At 71.9% G+C, this 17276-nt stretch carries 13 protein-coding genes; 7 read left to right on the forward strand and 6 right to left on the reverse strand.

The features are described from left to right. The first annotated feature begins 34 nt into the window (after positions 1 to 34). From OHB41_RS17670 to OHB41_RS17680, 3 genes are all read left to right on the forward strand, one after another. Positions 35 to 1075 (forward strand): 2-hydroxyacid dehydrogenase, encoded by a 1041-nt coding sequence (locus OHB41_RS17670; protein WP_266699198.1) that lies wholly within the window; start codon positions 35 to 37, stop codon positions 1073 to 1075. A 38-nt stretch (positions 1076 to 1113) separates the two neighbouring features. Then, positions 1114 to 2535 (forward strand): FGGY-family carbohydrate kinase, encoded by a 1422-nt coding sequence (locus OHB41_RS17675; protein ID WP_266699199.1) that lies wholly within the window; start codon positions 1114 to 1116, stop codon positions 2533 to 2535. Positions 2536 to 2790: 255 nt separating this feature from the next. Continuing rightward, the gene (locus tag OHB41_RS17680) at positions 2791 to 3015 is read left to right on the forward strand and encodes a hypothetical protein (protein WP_266699200.1); all 225 of its coding nucleotides are present in this window, start codon (positions 2791 to 2793) and stop codon (positions 3013 to 3015) included. A gap of 24 nt (positions 3016 to 3039) precedes the next feature. Here OHB41_RS17680 and OHB41_RS17685 read toward each other — a convergent pair whose 3' ends face one another. Beyond that, a complete protein-coding gene (locus OHB41_RS17685) occupies positions 3040 to 3696 on the reverse strand; it encodes a mycothiol-dependent nitroreductase Rv2466c family protein (protein WP_266699201.1) in 657 nt (218 codons plus the stop codon). A 141-nt stretch (positions 3697 to 3837) separates the two neighbouring features. On the opposite strand from OHB41_RS17685, the gene pepN reads away from it, so the two are divergent. Continuing rightward, positions 3838 to 6429, forward strand: coding sequence for an aminopeptidase N (gene pepN, locus OHB41_RS17690; protein WP_266699202.1), 2592 nt, complete (start codon positions 3838 to 3840; stop codon positions 6427 to 6429). Between the two features lie 296 nt (positions 6430 to 6725). Next, on the forward strand, positions 6726 to 7778 hold the full coding sequence (locus OHB41_RS17695) for a hypothetical protein (RefSeq protein ID WP_266699203.1): 1053 nt from the start codon (positions 6726 to 6728) through the stop codon (positions 7776 to 7778). Positions 7779 to 7865: 87 nt separating this feature from the next. Here the strand turns inward: OHB41_RS17695 and OHB41_RS17700 are convergent, their stop codons facing one another. The 5 genes from OHB41_RS17700 to OHB41_RS17720 all read right to left on the reverse strand — a co-directional run bounded on the left by OHB41_RS17700 (position 7866) and on the right by OHB41_RS17720 (position 12968). After that, positions 7866 to 9032, reverse strand: a complete 1167-nt coding sequence (locus tag OHB41_RS17700; RefSeq protein ID WP_266705939.1) for a serine hydrolase domain-containing protein — start codon at positions 9030 to 9032, stop codon at positions 7866 to 7868. Between the two features lie 109 nt (positions 9033 to 9141). Then, entirely contained in the window at positions 9142 to 10914 is a 1773-nt protein-coding gene (locus tag OHB41_RS17705; RefSeq protein ID WP_266699204.1) for a TIGR03767 family metallophosphoesterase, read from the reverse strand. 200 nt (positions 10915 to 11114) lie between these two features. Next, complete coding sequence (locus OHB41_RS17710) at positions 11115 to 11615, reverse strand: NUDIX hydrolase (protein ID WP_266699205.1); 501 nt, start codon at positions 11613 to 11615, stop codon at positions 11115 to 11117. Positions 11616 to 11624: 9 nt separating this feature from the next. Next, entirely contained in the window at positions 11625 to 12503 is an 879-nt protein-coding gene (locus OHB41_RS17715; protein WP_266699206.1) for a pyridoxamine 5'-phosphate oxidase family protein, read from the reverse strand. A gap of 12 nt (positions 12504 to 12515) precedes the next feature. Then, the gene (locus OHB41_RS17720; protein WP_266699207.1) at positions 12516 to 12968 is read right to left on the reverse strand and encodes a VOC family protein; all 453 of its coding nucleotides are present in this window, start codon (positions 12966 to 12968) and stop codon (positions 12516 to 12518) included. A gap of 130 nt (positions 12969 to 13098) precedes the next feature. Here OHB41_RS17720 and OHB41_RS17725 point away from each other — a divergent pair, with 130 nt between their 5' ends. Beyond that, complete coding sequence (locus OHB41_RS17725; RefSeq protein WP_266699208.1) at positions 13099 to 13665, forward strand: CGNR zinc finger domain-containing protein; 567 nt, start codon at positions 13099 to 13101, stop codon at positions 13663 to 13665. 243 nt (positions 13666 to 13908) lie between these two features. Further along, positions 13909 to 17220 (forward strand): S8 family serine peptidase, encoded by a 3312-nt coding sequence (locus tag OHB41_RS17730; protein WP_266699209.1) that lies wholly within the window; start codon positions 13909 to 13911, stop codon positions 17218 to 17220. The last annotated feature ends 56 nt before the right edge of the window (positions 17221 to 17276 follow it).

A 17276-nucleotide genomic window follows, 5' to 3' on the forward strand; every position in this document is an offset into this window, starting at 1 on the left:
GTACGGCCGCCGCGCGGGCTGGGAACCTGCTGCGGTGAGGACCACACCTGTCCATGTGCTGGCCGCCGGTGACCACTTCGTCCTGCCGTCCCTGATCGCCGGAGCGGTACGCGCCTCGCTCGGTGAACACCCCTGCTCGGTAGGAGAGTTGAAGCTCGGCTGGCCGCTGGAGCCGTTCGGTCCGGTGGCCGAGGTGGAGGAGGCGAGCGACGCCGAGGAGGAGCTGATCGACGCGCTCGCCGACGCGGACGTCCTGGTCACCCAGATGGGGCCGGTGACGGAGCGGGTGCTCGCCGCCTCGCCCCGGCTGCGGCTGGTGGTCGTGTGCCGGGGCGGCCCGGTGAACGTGAACCGGGACGCGGCGCGCGCGCACGGCGTACGGGTGTGCTTCGCGCCCGGCCGGAACGCGGCGGCCACCGCCGAGTTCACCGTCGGGCTGCTCCTCGCCGTCCTGCGGCGCATTCCGCGGGCGCACGATCTCCTGGCCCGGCAGGAGAGCTGGGAGGGGGCGGCCTACTACACGTACGAGCGGGCGGGGCTCGAACTGGAGGACCTGCCGGTCGGACTCGTCGGGTACGGGGCGGTCGGCAGCCGGGTGGCCCGGGTGCTCGGCGCGTTCGGCGCGCGGGTCCTGGTGTACGACCCGTATGCGCGCGGCGAGGTGCACGGGCTGCGGGTCGGCTCGCTGGACGAACTGCTGCGCCGGTCCCGGGTGGTCAGTCTGCACGCGCGCCTCACCCCCGAGACCCGTGGCCTGCTCGGCGCCCGCGAGCTGGCGCTGCTGCCGCCCGGCGCCGTCCTGGTGAACGTGGCGCGCGGCCCGCTGGTCGACGAGGGCGCGCTGTGCGAGGCGCTGCGGAGCGGCCGGCTGTCGGCGGCGGCGCTCGACACCTACGAGCGGGAGCCGGTCCCGCCCGGTTCCCCGCTCTTCGGCCTCGCCGCCTCCGGACGGCTGGTCATGACCCCGCATCTGGGCGGGGCGAGCCGCGCGGTGGCCGAGAAGGCGGCGCGCATCGCGGCGGCCGAGGTGGGCCGCTGGACCCGCGGGGAGCCACTGGCGCACTGCCTCGACTGAGGCCCGTTCCGAGCGACGCGTTGACCTGAGGAGGCGGCATGTACGTCGGTGTCGATGTGGGCACGTCCCTGGTGAAGGCCGCGGCCTTCGACTCCGGGGGCCGCCAACTGGCCGTCGAGGCCCGGCCGGTCGACCTCGTCCTGCGCGGCGGTCTCGTCGAGCAGGACATGGAGGAGGTGTACGGGGCGGTGGTCGCCGTGCTCACCGCGCTGACCGCCGCCGTGCCCGGTCCCGTGGAGCTGGCGGGGCTGACCGGGCAGGGCGACGGGGTGTGGCTGGTCGACGCCGAGGGCAGGCCGGTGCGCGCGGCGGCCTCCTGGATGGACGGCCGGGCCCACGAGCTGCTCGACCGGTGGCTGGCGGACGGCACGTTCGAGGAGGTCTTCCGGCGCACCGGCGGTGCGATGTTCCCGGGCTCCCCCGGCCCGCTGCTGGCCTGGCTCGACCGTCACGAGCCCGCGTCCCTCGACGCCGCGGCCACCGCCCTGTACTGCAAGGACATGGTCTTCGAACGGCTGACCGGGATGCGGGCGACCGATGTCTCGGACGCGTCGATGCCGTTCCTCGACCCCCGCACCCGGACGTACGACGACCGCGTCGTCGAACTGCTCGGCCTGACCCACCGGCGCCGGCTCCTCCCGCCGATCGGCGACCCGCTGCCCGTCGGCCGCACGCTCGGCGGTGGTCTGCCCCCGCACACCCCGATCGCCAACGGGCCCTACGACCTGGCCGCCTGTGCGCTCGGCGCGGGCCTGACCGAGCCCGGCGACGGCCTGCTGATCGTCGGCACCTGTCTGGCCGCTCTGGTGGCGACGGCCGACCTCGACCTGACCGGCGAACCGGCCGGCCTGTACATCTCCACCGACCGGCCGGGATTCTGGCTGCGCGCGATGCCCGCGATGGTCGGCACGGCGGCGCTGGACTGGGTGCTGTCGACGACGGGGGTCCACCACGACGAGGTGGACGCGCTGCTGGACGCGGCCCCGCCCGGCGCGAACGGGGTGCGCGTGCTGCCGTACTTCGCCCCGTCCGGCGAGCGCGCGCCGTTCGTGGAGCCGCGGCTGCGTGCCGAGCTGACCGGTGTCTCGCTGGAGTCCACCCGCGGCGACCTCGTGCGCGCGGTCTGCGAGGGCATCGGCTACGCGGCCCGGCACTGTCTGGAGGCCGCGGGCCTGAAGGGTTCCCTGGCGGTCTGCGGCGGCGGCACCCGCAGCCCCGCCTGGATGCGGCTGCTCGCGGACGTCCTGGGCCGCCCGCTGCGGGTGGTCGAGGGCGAGGTGGGCGCGCGCGGCGCGGTGCTCGCCGCCGCCGAGCGGTACGGGACCGCTCTCGACAGGGCGGCGTGGACGGAGCCGACGGCGGTGGTACGGCCGGACCCGGGGCGTGCGGCGTACTACGCCGAGGGGTACGAGGACCACCTGTCCAGGCTGGCGCGGGCCCGCGAACACGCCCGCCGCTGAACCCCGGGCGGCACGACGCGACCGGCGCGGGGGCGTGCGGTGTCTTACGGCATGGGGGCTTCCGGGGCATTGTGGCGGGATGCCCAAGGGCTGTCCCGTAATCCCCGGCGGGCGCATGACGACAGCCACGGCACCTCGCCGCGTTGTCGGATCGCCCGAATACACCCAGTACGAGGACGACCCTTCGCCTTGCGATGCACCGCATCCGACGCCGCGCGCTGATCCACCGGGGGTTACGGGACAGCCCTTAGGGAAATGACGTATCCCTGCTACACGTGCGGATCGGACCAGCCGCACCGACAGCCCCGGGACGACCGGGAACGGGACATCATCCGCAAGCCGGCGCACGCCCGGACGCCCCACGCGTACGTCGACGACTACTGGATCTGCGGTCGCACCGACTACGACTGCCGCAACATCCGGCACGCGTGGCGGGTCAAGCCGTTCGACCCGCCACAGAAGATGCCAGAGCCGGACTGAAGAAGATGCCCGAGCCGGACCGACTCAGAGGTTCCTGAAGTCCGGGCCGGCCGTCCGCGTCCGCTTGATCTCGTAGAAGCCGGGCGTGGAGGCGACGAGCAGCGTGCCGTCCCACAGCCTGGCCGCGGCCTCGCCCTTCGGGGTCGGGGTGACGACCGGGCCGAAGAAGGCGATCTGCTCGCCGTCGTCGCCGGGGAGCGCGATCACCGGGGTGCCGACCTCCTGGCCGACCTTGTCGATGCCCTCCTTGTGGGAGGCGCGCAGTTCGGCGTCGAACTCGAAGTCCTCCTGGTCGGCGTAGTCGATCAGGGAGGCCGGCAGGCCGACGTCGGCGAGCGCGCCCGCGACCGCCTCGATGGTCGGGCCCTCGCCCTGGTTGTGGATGCGGGTGCCGAGCGCGGTGTACAGCGGGCCGAGGACGTCCTCGCCGTGCTTCTGCCACGCGGCGGTGACCACCCGGATCGGCTTCCAGGCCTTGGTGGCGAGCATCTCCCGGTACTCCTCGGGGAGCGTGTCCAGCTTGTCCTCGTTCAGCACCGCGAGGCTCATGATGTGCCAGCGGACCTCGATGTCCCGGACCTTCTCCACTTCCAGGACCCAGCGCGAGGTCATCCAGGCCCAGGGGCACAGCGGGTCGAACCAGAAGTCGACGGGGGTCTTGCCGGAGATGGTCTCGGACATGGTTCTCCTCAAAGGGTCCTCTTTTCCGGGGCAACACCACGGGTGCCCCGGGTCATTCCCGGGTGCCCGCCGTCAGTCAGGGGCACATGGGAGGATCGCTCCTGTTCACACATGTCCATGACGCCATGAGGGAGTGCCGCCGTGCCCGGTGAGAATCTGTCCCGCGACGAGGCCCAGGAGCGGGCAGCCCTGCTGTCCGTGGACGGGTACGAGGTCTCCCTCGACCTGCGATCCGCCGTGGGCGACGCCGAGGCCGGAGCGCGTACGTTCCGCTCGGTCACCACGATCCGCTTCCGCTGTGCCGAGCCCGGCGCCGCGAGCTTCGCCGACCTGATCGCACCGAGCGTCACGGCTGTGTCACTCAACGGCAGGGACCTCGACCCCGGCGAGGTGTTCGACGGCACCCGTATCCGGCTGGAGGACCTCGCCGCGGAGAACGAACTGGTGGTCGACGCCCAGTGCGCCTATTCCCGCACCGGCGAGGGCATGCACCGCTTCGTCGACCCCGAGGACGGCGAGACCTACCTCTACACCCAGTACGAGCCCGCGGACGCCCGGCGCGTCTTCGCCAACTTCGAGCAGCCGGACCTCAAGGCGCCCTTCCGCTTCGAGGTCCGGGCCCCCGAGGGCTGGGTCGTGTGGAGCAACGGCGTCGGTGAACTCACGGACGGGGTGTGGAAGTTCGCCGAGACGAAGCCGATCTCGACGTACATCACGGCGGTCGTGGCGGGTCCGTACCACTATGTGACGGACAGCTACTCCCGCACCTTCGACGACGGTACGACGCTGGAAATCCCGCTCGGCGCGATGTGCCGCAGGGGTCTGGCCCCCCACTTCGACGCGGACGACGTCTTCCTCGTCACCAAGCAGGGTCTGGACTTCTTCCACGACCACTTCGACTACCCGTACCCCTTCGGCAAGTACGACCAGGCGTTCGTGCCCGAGTACAACCTCGGCGCGATGGAGAATCCGGGACTCGTCACCTTCCGGGAGGAGTACATCTTCCGCGGCAAGGTCACGCGGGCGTCGTACGAGGGCCGGGCGAACGTCATCCTGCACGAGATGGCGCACATGTGGTTCGGCGACCTCGTCACCATGGAGTGGTGGGACGACCTGTGGCTCAAGGAGTCCTTCGCCGACTTCATGGGCGCGTTCGCGCTGGTCGGGGCGACCCGCTTCGAGGACGGCTGGATCACCTTCGCCAACCGCCGCAAGGCGTGGGCCTACCGCGCCGACCAGCTGCCGTCCACACACCCGATCACGGCCGACATCCGCGACCTGCAGGACGCCAAGCTCAACTTCGACGGCATCACGTACGCCAAGGGCGCCTCGGTGCTCAAGCAGCTCGTCGCGTACGTCGGCCAGGACGCCTTCCTGGAGGGCGCGCGCCGCTACTTCAAGCGGAACGCCTACGGCAACACGCGCCTGGGCGACCTGCTGTCGGCGCTGGAGGAGACCAGCGGGCGCGATCTGGCCACCTGGTCACGGGCGTGGCTGCAGACGGCCGGGGTCAACTCGCTGACCCCGCAGGTGATCCTGGGCGCGGACGGACGGGTCGCCGAGCTGTCCGTGCTCCAGGAAGCGGCCGAGTCGCATCCCGAACTGCGCCCGCACCGCGTCGCGGTGGGCCTCTACCGGCGCGAGACCCGGCCGGACGGGGAGACCGGTTCCCTGGTGCGCTACGCACGCGCCGAGACGGACGTCGACGGCCCGCGGACGGTGGTCGGGGAGCTCGTCGGCGCCGAGGCCCCGGAGCTGGTCCTCGTCAACGACGACGACCTGACCTACTGCAAGATCCGCTTCGACGAGAACTCGCTGGCCACGCTGCGGGAGCTGCTCGGCGACATCACCGACCCGCTCGCCCGCGCGCTGTGCTGGTCGGCGCTGTGGAACCTGACCCGGGACGGGCTGATGCCCGCCCGTGACTTCGTCGGCCTGGTGCTGCGCTTCGCGGGCCGCGAGTCGGACATCGGCGTGCTCCAGATGCTGCACGCGTGGGCCGACTCCGCGCTCACCCACTACGCGGCGCCGGACTGGCGGGCGACCGGCGGCCGGCTCCTCGCGCAGGGCGCGCTGAAGGAGCTCCGGCTCGCCGAGCCCGGCAGCCAGCACCAGCTCACCTGGGCCCGTTTCTTCGCGGCGGTCGCCTCCGAACGGGCCGACCTGCGGCTGCTCCAGGACCTGCTGGACGGCACGGCGAAGATCGACGGCCTGGACGTCGACCAGGAGATGCGCTGGGCGTTGCTGGAACCGCTGGCCGCGCACGGGATCGCCGACGAGTCCGCGCTGGCCGCCGAGCTGGCCCGCGACGACACGGCCTCCGGCAAGCGCCACCAGGTCCGCTGCCTCGCCGCCCGTCCGTCGGCGGCGGTCAAGGCCCAGGCCTGGGCCCAGGTCGTCGAGTCGGACGCGCTGTCGAACGCGCTGGTGGAGGCGACCATCGCGGGCTTCACCCAGCCGTCGCAGCGGGAGCTGCTCGCGCCGTACGCCGGGAAGTACTTCGCCGCCATCGAGCGGATCTGGGCCGAGCGCTCCATCCAGATCGGCATGGACGTGGTGAAGGGAGTGTTCCCCTCCCTCCAGGGCTCCCAGGAGACCCTGGACGCGACGGACGCGTGGCTGACGGCGCACGAGGGCGCGGCGCCTGCCCTGCGCCGCCTGGTGCTCGAGGCCCGCGACGACCTGGCACGGGCGCTGCGCGGACAGCGGTACGACGCGGCGACCGCCGGCTGAGCCGAGCGGAAACGAGCAGCAACGGGCGGAGGCGGGCGGACCCGAGCGGAAACGAGCGGTCCGACCCGCGGCACCAGAGGGGCACCGGTTCCGACCGGTGCCCCTCTGTCGTGGACACCACCGGTACGGGTGGTTACGAAATTCAGGTACGCACAGCCGTAACCCCTGCTGGCCCCCATCCGGACCAGCGTCTTTCGGCAGTCGAACGCCCGTACTTTAGGACGAGCTTGTCCGCATTTGCCGACGAGCGTGTAACAGCGGTTAGGGGACGGATCGGGCGCGGAAAGCCCCTGTGCATGAACCACGACACCCCGCTCTCCCCCCGCCCCCTGCGTCACCTCTCCGACGTCCGGCGCCGGGTGCTGACCACCGCCGAGCTGCGCGCCCGCGGCGTCACCGCCGCCGGGGCGAGCGAGCAGTGCCGGCCGGGCGGACCCTGGCAGCAGTTCCTTCCCGGTGTCTTCCTCCTCCACGCCGGGCCGCCCACCTCCGAGGAACGCCTGCACGCGGTCCTGCTGTTCGCCGCCCGCACCCCCGCGACGGCGCCCGCGGCCGCGATCCCCGTCCAGCCGGGCGCCGAGGAGCCGCACGCCCCCCAGTCCTACTCGGACGCGCTGATCACCGGTCTCGCCGCCCTCACCCTGTACGGCTTCGCGTCGGCCCCGTCCCTGCTCTCCCTCGACAGGATCGACGTCCTCGTCCCCCGCCTGCGCCGGCTGCGCTCGCAGGGCTGCGCCCGCGTCGTCCGTACCGCCTCTCTTCCCGCGCCCTCCTACGTCACCGGTGTCCCGGTCGCCCCGGTCCCGCGCGCCCTCGCCGACGCGGTGGCGGAGCTGACGGACGCGGACGCGGTACGCCGTCTGCTGACCGAGGCGGTACGCGACGGCCACTGCGATCCGGCGGCAGTGGTGCGGGAGTTGACGCAGGCCCGGCTGCTGAGCCGGCCGCACGTGGTGGACGCCGTCGACTCCCTGCTGGCCGAGGGACGCTCCGTCGCGGAGGACCGGCTCTACCGCATGGTCCGTGAGCACGGTCTGCCCGAACCGGTCTGGAACGTGGACCTGCGTCTGCCGGGCGGCCCTCACCTGGGCGGTCTGGACGCCTACTGGCCGGAGCAGGCGGTGGCCCTGGAGCTGGACACCCGGGCTGCCCGCCAGGACGAGGACTCCCTCTGGTCGGAGCACGCCCGCAAGCGCGAGCACCTGGAGCGGCTGGGCATCACGGTCGTCCACGTCATGCCGCGGAAGCTCCGGGACGCGGTCCAGCAGCAGGCGACGGTCGTGCGGACCGCCCTGATGGCGGCGAACGACCGTGAACCGGCGGCGTATGTCGTGGTGCTGCCCCGGTAGGAGGGGCCGGTCGGGCGGCAGGAGGGGCCCCCGGGGTGCCGGTGGCCCCTCCGCGTACGTGCGGGCGCGGACCCGGGGTCCGGGCGGCTACTCGGAGCAGAACTCCGCGTCGATCACCGCGTCGCTGTCCCCCGACCAGTCCCCGTTGAAGTTGAAGGCGAGGGAGTGGCGGCCGTCCGCCGTCGTGGTGGCCGAGGACGTCGAGCCGTGGATGCCGCCGTCGTGGCCCCAGACGTGGACACCGCAGCCGAGGGTGCGGTCGATCAGGCCGAGACCGTAGCGGGCGTTCGGGATCCCCTCGGCCGCGACCGTGGTCTTCATCTCCTTGAGCTGCTCGGGCGGGAGGAGCCTGCCGCGCAGCAACGCCGTGTAGAAGCGGTTCAGGTCGGAGGAGTCGGAGATCATCCCGCCCGCGGAGGAGGCGAGGGAGGGGTTCAGGGTCGTCACGTCGTAGGTCGGGCCGGTCGTCGTCGCGGCCAGTTTCGAGTACGCGCGGCTGCTGGGGCGCGGGAGCGTCGTCCGGGTGCCGGGGACGGAGGTCGCGCGCAGGCCCAGCGGGGCGATGACGCGCCGGTCGATCTCCGTCGCGTAGGAGTGGCCGGTGACCTTCTCGATCACCATGCCCGCGAGGACGTAGTTGGTGTTGGAGTAGCTCCAGGAGGCGCCCGGCACGAACAGCGGCCGGTGGGCCGTCGCGATCGCCACCAGTTCGGCGGGCGACTTGGTGTCGTAGCGGTGCCGGAGGAACCCGTCCTTGAGGAAGTAGGTCCGTACGAAGTCCTCGTCCTCGGTGTAGTCGAAGATGCCGCTGGTGTGGTTGAGGAGCCGGCGGACCGTCACCTCGCGGCCGTCGTTGCCGTGGCCGCGGACCAGGCCCGGGAGCCATCGGTCCACCGTGTCGTCCAGCGACAGCCGCCCCTCCGCCTCCAGTTGCAGCAGCACGGTCGACACGAAGGTCTTGGTGATGCTGCCGACGCGGTAGCGGTCGTTCCCGCCGCGGGGCTCGCCGGTCCTCAGGTCGCCCACGCCCGTCGTGGCGGACCAGGTGCCGCGACGGTCCCCGGCCGTCGCCGTGACACCGGGGACACCCGACCGCACGACGGCCTCCATGGCCCGCTCCGTCGCGGCGTGGCCCGCCGCGACGTGAGCCGCCGACCCCACTCCCGCCGATGCGTGAGCCGCCGACGCGGGCCCCGCCAGGGCCGCCGCCGACGCCGGCGCGGTGAGCCCCACCACTCCCGTACGTACGGACATCCGCTTCATGCCTTCCCCTTTTTCCGCCGCTTTGTCGCCGAGCATGTCGGCGGGAGGGACTCGTGGCGCGGGGGTGCGGGTTGAGCGGCCTGGGCCCGTTGGGCGCGATTCAGCCCTTCTTCAGCACAAGTTCCGTGTTGCGGTCGCCCGAGGTGCCGCTCAGCACGGTGCTCCGGCCGGGCGCGTTGAAGGAGAGCTCGCGGTAGAGCGCCGCGAGGCCCGTCTGGCTCAGGTCGGAGAAGTCCGTGCGGTGCGGGGCGGCGGACTCGATGAGGGTGGTGAAGAGGGAGAGCGTGCCGTCCTTGTTGTCGACCAGCTCGACGATGCGGGCGAGGTGCGGGAAGTCGACGTGGGAGGCGGTGTTGATCTCCCAGAACGACCCGTTGCCCGGCGCGGAGTGCGGGATGATCTCGTTCTTGTGGGTGTGGCCGTTCACCCAGGCCAGGACGTTGCGGTGCTTGGAGAGCGCGGCGACGACCTCCTCGCCGCCGTGGCGCTGCTCACCGGGGTGCGCGGGGTCCTTGCGGCGGTTGCGCATGGACTTGCTGGTGTGGTGACTGAAGACGATCGCGTACGAGTCCTTGTTCTCGGTCAGCGTCCGCTCCAGCCACTTCAGCTGGGCCGTGCCGACCGAGCCCTCGTAGTGGCCGCCCGGGTCGGTGGTGTCGAGGCTGACGCCGATGACGTCGTCGGCGATCCGGAAGGCGTAGTACTGGGTGCCCGCGGTGAGGTTCGCCTCCGAGTAGCCGTGGCCGACCGGGCCCGGTCCGGTGTGCGCCGGGTCGAGGTGCGCCTTGAGGTACTCGGCGGGAGTGAAGGGGGCGCGCGACTCGTCGGGGGTGACCGACCTGAGCTGCCGCGCGTGCGCCTTGAGCAGGTCCCGGAGCTGGGTGCCCTTGGGGTCCTTGTCGTTCTTGATCGCGGCACGCAGGTCGACGCTCTGCGGGGCCGGCAGGCTCATCAGTTTCTTGCCGCCGACCGCGAACTCGGCGAGGAAGGAGTCGCCGTGCCGGTAGCAGCCCAGCGGCAGCGCGTCGTGGTTGCCGACGGTGGAGTACCAGGGCAGGCCGAGGCCCGGGCTGCGCAGTTCGCGGATGGCGGCGGCCAGGAACCCGTGGAGGTGCGGGAAGCCGCGCTGCTTGTCGGCGTCGCGCACGGCCCCGTCGGGCTGCCAGTACGTCGTGATGCCGCTGTTCTGGACACCCTCGTAGTGGCGCGGGTCACCGCTGTTGGGGCGGATGCGGCCACCGCTCATGACCTTCAGGAACCAGTCCAGCTCCGTCTTGGAGTTGTTGTCCGTGTTGTCCCCGGTGGTCATCACGAAGTGCAGCGGGGAGCCGGTGACGGGGGCTCCCCGCAGCGAGTTGACCCGCTCGACGAGCGAGACGGCGCCCGCGACGGTCAGCGCCTCCTGCGGACGCCAGGCGTTCGCGGCGCCCGAGCGCAGGAACTCCAGCCGCAGCGGGTGCTGGACGTCGATCAGGTGAAGGTCGGTGAACTGCACGAAGGAGGCGAGCGCGGTGCGCCGCTCGGCCCGGCCGGCCTTGGCCGACGCCAGCTCGCCGCGCACCACCCGCTTCCAGGCGGGGCCGTCGCCGAGCCGCTGGTAGCCACCGGTGCCGGAGCGCGGGGCGGCGACGCTCTGCAGGGTGGTGCCGCGCTCGTACGGCGCGAGCGGGGCGGGGGGCGCCTTGCGGGAGACGGCGACGGGGGCCTCGCCGGCGTCGGCGGCGTGCGCCCCGCCCGCGTCGGCGGCGTGCGCCTCGGAGTCGGGCCGCAGGGCGTAGCCGATGCCCGCGGACAGGGTCACCGCCCCGGTGGCGGCGAGGAGGGTACGGCGATTCATGGCAGCGGCGGTGGCGACAGAGCGTATGCGCGACATGGCGCGATCTCCCCGAGTGCGAACGCGTCGGCAGTGGTCGCGGGGGGCTCGTTGCGGTAACTCCCCGCTCACTCTGGATCGTTGGCACCTGGGGTGACCTGGACGTTAACTCGGCGGCAACGCCCGACACCGATCACCGTACGTGGATCTTGGACTACCCTGCGCGTCCATGGAGCCCTCCCCGGACGGCCGGGAGGCGGTCACTCCGTGTTCATTTTCCGGGGTAGGGAACCGTGGCCGTGGTCGGACCCGGCCCGGGCCGCCCGCCCGAGCGCCGGCCGCTCGCGCCAGAGTCCCAGGCCTATGTCGACCAGTCCGACCCGTTCGAGCGACGGCACCTCGTCGAGGGGGTACCAGGCCGCCATGTCGGTGGAGCCGTCCGTCTCGTGGCGGAGGTCACCGCCGGTGATCCGGGCCTCGTAGACGATCCGGAGGCCGTGGAAGTCGGTGGCGCCGCCCATCCGGCGCGGGTGGGTGCGCAGCTGGGAGTCGATGCCGAGCAGCGCGACCGGTTCGACGGCGTACCCCGTCTCCTCGTCGACCTCGCGGACCACGGTGTCGTACGGGTCCTCGCCGTGGTCCATCCCGCCGCCCGGCAGGGTCCACCGTCTGGTCCCGTCGCCCGCGACCCACCGGGCCAACAGCATCTGCGCGTCCCGCACGCATACGGCGTAGGCCGCCACCCTCAACTGCTTCGGCATGCCCAGACGTTACGGCAGGGAGGGGTTGGCGGGAGAGTATTCGGGTGCCGACCAGCGCAGGGGGCTGCCCGCGGGGGTCTCGACGACCCCGGTGACGGTGAAACGGACCGTGCGCTCCCCGTCCGGGGCGTACTCGGCGCGGGCCGTGCCGGTGAGCCGCAGCACCGTTCCCGACGTCCAGTCCAGGAAGAGCAGTCCGGCCCGAGGGTCCGCCTCCAGGTTGCCGAGGGTCAGGAACATGGCGTTGCCGGGGTAGTCGCGCCAGTGCAGCTCGGACGGCCCGTCCGCGTGGACGAAGCCAGGGTTGCCGCCCCGGTGACTGGCGTCTGCGCCGTGCGCGTGGACGGTGGCCAGGAAGAAGGTGTCGGCCGCCTCGACGAGGGCGCGCTGCCGGGGGGAGAGCAGGCCGGAGCGGCAGGCCTCGCCCGGCCGGCGTTCGACCGTCTCGTAGGACTCCCTGCGCTGCAGGTACTTCGGGCAGTTGGCGAAGACCCGGTCGGCCTCCACCGCGAATCCCCGGGCGGTGGGCCGGGACCGGCCGTTCAGGCGCATCCGGCGGCGGGTGCGCGGGTCGAGCGCGATCGTGCCGACGAGGGTGCCCTCGGTGGCGAGCGCGGCGGCGAGGGGATCGCCCTCGGACGGGCCGCCGGTGACCGAGATCTGCCGGACGCCGGTGGCCCGTACGAAGCCGGGCGGGCCCGTGAGCAGTGAGGCCCACACCTCGCCGGTGACCGGGTCGGCCGCCCCGGCCACCAGCATCGGCTGCTGTTCGAGGAAGGCGGCGGCCACCGGGCGGATGCCCTGCCCGACCGCCTGCCCCACGTGATCGGCGAGATCACGGACGCCCACCCGGTCCTGTACGGCTCGCGAGCCGGAGTGATAGGTCATCTCACCCTCCATCTAGAAGAAGCCGCAGGTCGGAGCGGACTCGGAGGGCGCCGGCGCCCCTTCGGCGCCGGTCGGGGCGTAGATCTCCAGCCGGGTGCCGTCCGGGTCGTGGAAGAAGATGCCGCCGGACGCCGAGCCCTCCCGGTGGGCGACCACGCCCTCGTGGGCGAACGCGACGCCCTGGCCGCGCAGCGCCGCCTCGTACGTCCTGACCTGGTCGATCGAGTCCACTTCGAGGGCGAGGTGGTGGAGGCCGGCGCGGTCCTCGCCGTACGGCCCCCGCGCCTGCTGCCAGAGGGTGAGCACGGGACGGGCGTCCCCGTCCGAGGAGCCCAGGAACGCGTACCTGCGCTCGTCCTCCTTGCCCTCGGCGAGAAGGGTGAAGCCGAGCACGTCCCGGTAGAAGGCGAGCGAGCGGTCGAGGTCCGTGACGTTCAGGCCGACATGGCCGGTGCGCGGTGTCATGACTGTCCTCCGGGACGGCGGTGGCCCCCACAGCGAGAGCTAACCTTTGTATGCGAGGTTAAGGGTTAGAATGGGTAACGTCAACCAGTCATCTACTCTTGAACGGTTAGCCGCCGAAGGGAGCCCCACCGTGTCCGCCGCCACCGACCCCCGCCCCCTCACCGGGGAACCGCTCGCGCTCGACCTGCTCAACACCCGCTGGAACCGCGAGGGGGTGCCCCAGGACCTGCTCGCCGACACCGAGGGCCTGGCCGTGTGGCTGACCGCGAACGGATTCGGCCTTCCGGCCGACGAGACCGTGCTGCGCCACACCCTCCAGGCGCGCGACGCCCTACGCGCGGCGGTGGACGGACTTCTACGGGAGAAGCGAGGGGCGGACGGGACACCCCCGACAGGGGCGGAGCGGGTCGACGCCGTCCTCGCGCACGGGCGGATCAGGGTCACCCTGACGCCCGAGGGGCCGGGCGAGCGCGCCGAGTTCGAGGACCCGGCATGGGGGCCCGGCTGGCTCGCCGCGCGCAACTACCTGGAGCTGCTGGGCACTTCCCCCGACCGCATCCGCCACTGCGCCCACGAGACCTGCGTACTGCACTTCCTCGACACCTCACGCAACGGCACCCGCCGCTGGTGCTCGATGGCGGGCTGCGGTAACCGGGCGAAGGCGTCCCGACACTACGCGCGCACGAAAGAGAGCTGAGCCGGCGCCCGGATGGTCCGAGGCGTCCGGCATGTCCGGTCATACCGCGCTATCACCGGCGTGACGTATGGCGGAAGTACGCCATGGTTCCATCCCGCCACGGTCAACTCTCCCCAAATAACTGTCCCTTGGGTAAAGCTGAGCGGTCATCCGGGTTCACATACCGGACTGATGTGATCGCGTCCCGCAGGAACGTCGGGACCGGTCACCCCACGCTCGTTCCTTTACCTACAAGGGATGCCGATGACCCACGACCCCCAGCGCGCTCCACTGTCGGGCGCGAGACGCGTGGCCCGCATAGCCGTGGCCGCCGGCCTGGTGGCCGCACTCTCCGCGGCCGGACCGATACCCATGGCCCTCGCCGCGGACCACGCACCCGCCGCGACGCCCGACCCGGGCACCAAGTCCGCGAGCGCCAAGCTCGGTTCGGACGACGCGGCCCTCCTCGCCGAGGCCAAGGCCGACGGCACCAAGAACGTCACGATGATGGTCGCCACCGCGCCCGGCCAGACCGAGCAGGTCTCCCGGCAACTGGACGCGGTCCAGGGCGGTCTCGTCGGCCGGACCTTCGACAAGGTCGGCTACGTCCGGGCCACCGTCCCGACCGCGAAGGCGGACGCCGCCATCGCCGCCGCCGCCAAGCTCTCGTCCGTGCACGGCATCGACCTGCGCCAGGACATCGCGCTCGACGACCCGACACCGGGCGCGGACACCGCCAAGGGCGCCGACAAGGCCCACGGCACGGTCACCCGCTCCGCCCCGAACAAGAACACCCCCGCCGAGAACCCGTACAACCCGTCCTTCGAGACGGGCGCCGTCGACTTCGTGAAGAAGAACCCGAAGGCGGACGGCCGCGGTGTCACCATCGGCATCCTCGACTCGGGCGTGGACCTGGGCCACCCCGCGCTGCAGAAGACCACCACCGGCGAGCGCAAGGTCGTCGACTGGGTCACGTCCACCGACCCGGTCAACGACGGCGACGGCAGCTGGCGGCGGATGACCAGCGCGGTCTCCGGCCCGTCCTTCCCCATCACGACGGCCAGCCAGGGCACCGAGACCTTCAAGGCCCCGGCCGGCGCCTACAAGTTCAACTACATGTACGAGTCGGCCACCGCGGGCGGCGACGAAGCGGGCGACCTGAACCGCGACGGCGACACCACCGACGCCTGGGGCGTGCTGTACGACCCGGCCTCCGGAACCGTGCGGGTCGACTCCAACGACAACCTCGACTTCACCGACGACGCGCCGATGAAGCCGTACAAGGACGGCTTCCAGGTCGGCTACTTCGGCAAGGACAACCCGGCGACCGACGTCGTCGAGCGCATCCCGTTCGTCGTCGAGATCCGCAAGGACGTCGTCTACGACGCGGCCGGCAGCAAGGCCGACTACGTCAACATCGGCGTCATCTCCAGCGAGCACGGCACGCACGTGGCGGGCATCACCTCCGCGAACGGCCTGTTCGGCGGCCGGATGAACGGCGCCGCCCCCGGCGCGAAGATCGTCTCGTCCCGTGCCTGCGTCTTCGGCCCCGGCTGCACCAACATCGCGCTCACCGAGGGCATGATCGACCTCGTCGTCAACCGCGGCGTCGACATCGTCAACATGTCCATCGGCGGCCTGCCCGCGCTGAACGACGGCAACAACGCGCGCTCCGAGCTCTACACGCGTCTCATCGACACCTACGGTGTCCAGCTGGTGATCTCCGCGGGCAACTCCGGCCCCGGTGCCAACACCATCGGCGACCCCGGCCTCGCCGACAAGGTCATCTCGGTCGGCGCGTCCATCTCCAAGGAGACCTGGGCCGCCAACTACGGCTCGGTCGTGGAGAAGAAGTACGCGATGATGCCGTTCTCCTCGCGCGGTCCGCGGGAGGACGGCGGCTTCACGCCGACGCTGACGGCGCCCGGCGCCGCGATCAACACCACCCAGACCTGGCTGCCGGGCTCCCCGGTCGCCGAGTCGGGCTACACCCTGCCGGCCGGCTACTCGATGCTCCAGGGCACCTCGATGGCCTCCCCGCAGGCCGCGGGAGCGTCCGCGCTGCTGCTGAGCGCCGCCAAGCAGAAGGGCATCGCCCTGACGCCCGCCGACCTCCGCACCGCCCTCACCTCGACCGCCGACCACATCAAGGGTGTGCAGGCGTACGAGGAGGGCGCGGGTCTCATCGACATCGTGGACGCGTGGAAGTCGATCAGGAACGACGCGACCGCCCACGAGTACACCGTGAAGGCGCCGGTCGACACCGCGATCGACTACGCGCTGAAGACCCCCGGCTTCGGCACCGGACTGTACGACCGCGAGGGCGGTCTCAAGGCCGGCGTGAAGAAGACCTACGAGATCACCCTCACCCGTACCTCCGGTCCGGACCGGGCGATCCGCCACGAGCTGCACTTCGAGAACAACGCAGGTGACACCTTCAGGATCGTCGGCTCCGACGAGGTGAAGCTCGAACTGAACAAGCCGGTCACCGTCAAGGTCTCCGCGAAGGCCTCCTCGGCCGGCATCAAGAGCGCCATCCTCGAACTCGACGACCCGAGGACCGAGGGCGTCGACCGGCAGATCCTGACCACGGTCGTGGTCTCGACGCCGCTCAAGTACGCGTTCTCCGACTCGGCTTCGGTGCAGCGCGACAGCACGCGGTCGTACTTCCTGACCGTGCCCGAGGGCGCCAGGAGCCTCGAGGTCGCCATCGGCGGGCTGAAGGGCCTGAGCCAGACCCGGTTCATCTCCATCCACCCGTACGGTGTCCCGGTCGAGGACACCGGCACCCCGTACTGCTACAGCAACTACCCGAACACCAACGGCTGCAAGCCCGACGTGCGTTCGTACGCGGACCCGCAGCCCGGTGTCTGGGAGGTCGAGGTCGAGGCGCGCCGTACGTCGCCGCTGCTCGACAACCCGTACAAGCTGGAGGCCACCGTGCTCGGCGCGGCCTTCGACCCGGAGACCGTGACGGTGCCCGAGGCCAAGGTGGGCACGCCCGTCACCGCCTCCTGGAAGGTGACGAACCAGTTCGCCGCGATCGACGGCAAGCTGCAGGGCGGCCCGCTCGGCTCCTCGAAGACGGACCGGCCGACCATCGCCCAGAACGCCACGCAGACCACCACGGTCGACGTGCCCGCGGGCGCCGCCTCGCTGGACGTCGCCATCGGCAACGTCTCCGACACCGCCGCCGACCTCGACCTGACGGTGTACGACTCCACCGGCAAGCAGGTCGCCCAGTCCGCGGACGGCGACTCGGAGGAGGCGGTCTCCATCCCCAGCCCCGCGGCGGGCAAGTACACCATCGAGGTCGCGGGCTACTCGGTCCCGTCGGGCTCGACCGCGTACGACTACCGTGACGTCTTCTTCTCGTCCGCGCTCGGCACGGTCGGCGTCGACGCGTCCACGCCGGTGAAGCTCTCCACGGGCGGCACGGCGACGGTGTCCGGCACGGTCACCGCCCTGGCCCCGGCACCCGAGGGACGCGAGTTCTTCGGCCAGGTGCAGCTGGTGAACGCCCGTGGCACCGCCGCGGGCCTCGGCAGCGTGAAGATCGAGAAGGTCACGCCGTAGCGCGTGCGCCCCTGAGGGGGCGGGCACCCGGAGGTCCGGGTGCCCGCCCCCTTTCT

It is taken from the genome of Streptomyces sp. NBC_01571 (assembly GCF_026339875.1).
GTDB lineage: Bacteria > Actinomycetota > Actinomycetes > Streptomycetales > Streptomycetaceae > Streptomyces.